The sequence below is a fragment of the Denitrobacterium sp. genome (assembly GCF_056180635.1).
On the sequence record NZ_JAZZJS010000053.1, the window covers coordinates 1 to 2,202 of the forward strand.

At 61.4% G+C, this 2,202-nt stretch carries 1 protein-coding gene; it reads left to right on the forward strand.

Features of this window, described 5'->3' with window-relative positions:
• On the forward strand, positions 1-2,202 hold a 2,202-nt coding region (feoB, locus tag AC04P6_RS04880), incomplete at both ends, for a ferrous iron transporter B (RefSeq protein WP_475565485.1).

Genomic DNA, 2,202 nt, shown 5'->3' on the forward strand with positions numbered 1-2,202 from the left:
GCGGCAGCAGAGGAAAGAAAAGCCCCCTCACCCGCACGCTTCTCCCCCGACCTGGAAGCACTTATCGAGCACCTGGAGGCTGACCTGCCGCAAGAGGTGGCTCCGCAGCTGAAGCGCTACTATGCCATCAAGTACCTGGAACGCGACGAAAAGGTGCTCGCGGAGCTGGGGAAAATCGAGGACCTAGACGGGCACGTACGCGCAGTCGAGGCCCGTTTCGGCGACCGCGCCGACGCCGTAATCAGCAACGAGCGCTATAACTTCATCACAAGCTTCATCGACCAGGTTCAAAAGAAGCACGAGCCCGCCATGAGCACGACCGCGAAGATCGACCGTGTCCTGCTGAACCGCGTGTTGGCGCTGCCTATCTTCGTGGTGATCATCGCCGCCGTGTATTACATCTCCGTCAGCACCGTGGGTGGCTACGCAACCGACTGGGCCAACGACGGCGTGTTCGGCGATGGTTGGTACCTCGATCCCATCGCAATCGTGAATCCCGACGCAAGCGCTCAGGCGCGCTACGATGCCGACGCCGAACCGTACGACGAGGCTCAAGAGGCGATTGCTAATTACTTGGATGTTGCGTCCGAGGCGGGAATCGAAACCGATGTCGTAGCAGCCAACTTCCTCGCCGAGCCCGATGAGGAGCTGCTGGAATCGATGGGCGAAGGATTCGAGCCCAACCCCGAATCGACCGAGGCGCAATCGGCGCTGAAGGCTTTCGAAACGGAAGCCGCAAGCAGAAGTGTAATTGCCGAATACACGACCATCGACGAGGAGAACCTGACAGAGACCGATTACCACGTGTACGTGGGCGAGAAGAACGAAGCGAAAGCGCAAGCGCTCGCTAACGCCCGCAACGAGGAGATTGCAGCCGAAGGACGCACGCAGGCAGCCGAGGCCGTCGTTTACAACTTCGATGGCGAGGCGACCTCGGAGGAAGATGAGGACGAACTGGTGCCGCAGGGCATCCAGGTGCCGGCGCCGAAGCCGCACGAGGCATACGGCATCTGGATTCCCGGCATCCCTGTGCTGCTCGGCGGCGCGTTAAAGGCCGTTGGCTGCGTTGACTGGCTCTATGACCTCATCATGGACGGCATCGTAGCCGGCGTGGGCGCCGTGCTCGGGTTCGTCCCGCAAATCATGATCCTGTTCTTTCTGCTGGCAATACTGGAACGCTGCGGTTACATGGCGCGTGTCACGTTCATCCTGGACCGCTTGTTCCGCCGCTTCGGTCTGTCGGGCAAGACGTTCATCCCCATGATCATCGGCACGGGTTGCGGTGTGCCGGGCATCATGGCGTCGCGCACGATTGAGTCTGAGTCGTCGCGCCGCCTGACCGTGATGACCACCACGTTCATGCCGTGCTCGGCGAAGCTGCCCATCATCGCGCTCATCGCGACCGCCGTGTTCGGCGGCGTGTGGTGGGTCGCCCCGCTCGCATACTTCATGGGCATCGCCTCCATCATAATGAGCGGCATAATCCTGAAGAAGTTCAGGGCCTTCCGCGGCGAGACGACGCCCTACATCATGGAGCTCCCTGAGTATCGCCTGCCGCGCTTCGTTGACTTGCTGCGCAGCATGTGGGAGCGCGCATGGGCGTTCATCAAGAAAGCCGGCACCATCATCTTGCTGGCAACCGTGGTCGTGTGGTTCCTCTCGGGCTACGGCATGTACGAGGGCCAGTTCATGTGGGTCGGCGAGGAGCTCATGGACCACTCGTTCCTGGCGTACTTCGGTAACGCGTTCGCGTGGGTGTTCACGCCGCTTGGCTTCAATAACTGGCAATCGGCCTCCACGGTTGTCACCGGCCTTATCGCCAAGGAAAACGTCATCGGCACGATGGCCATCGTGTTCGGCGGCGGCGAGCTTCCGTGGGCAAGCGAGTTCATGCAGGCACTGGCCGTAACCACAGGTTCAGTGGCGCTTGTTCCCGTTGCCGCATTCGCGTTCATGACATTCCAGCTGCTATGTGCGCCGTGCTTCGCAGCCATGGGCGCCATCAAGCGCGAAATGGGCGGCTTCAACAAGTGGTTCTGGGCAGCCATCGGTTGGGAGTGCGGCTGGGCGTACGCCATCGCGCTTATCGTGTTCCAGGTGGGCAAGCTCGCGGTGCTGGGGCAGTTCGGCATTGGCACGGCAGTTGCCTTCGCGCTGATTGCCATCATCCTGCTCGGTCTGTTCCGACCCATGCCGCGCGAT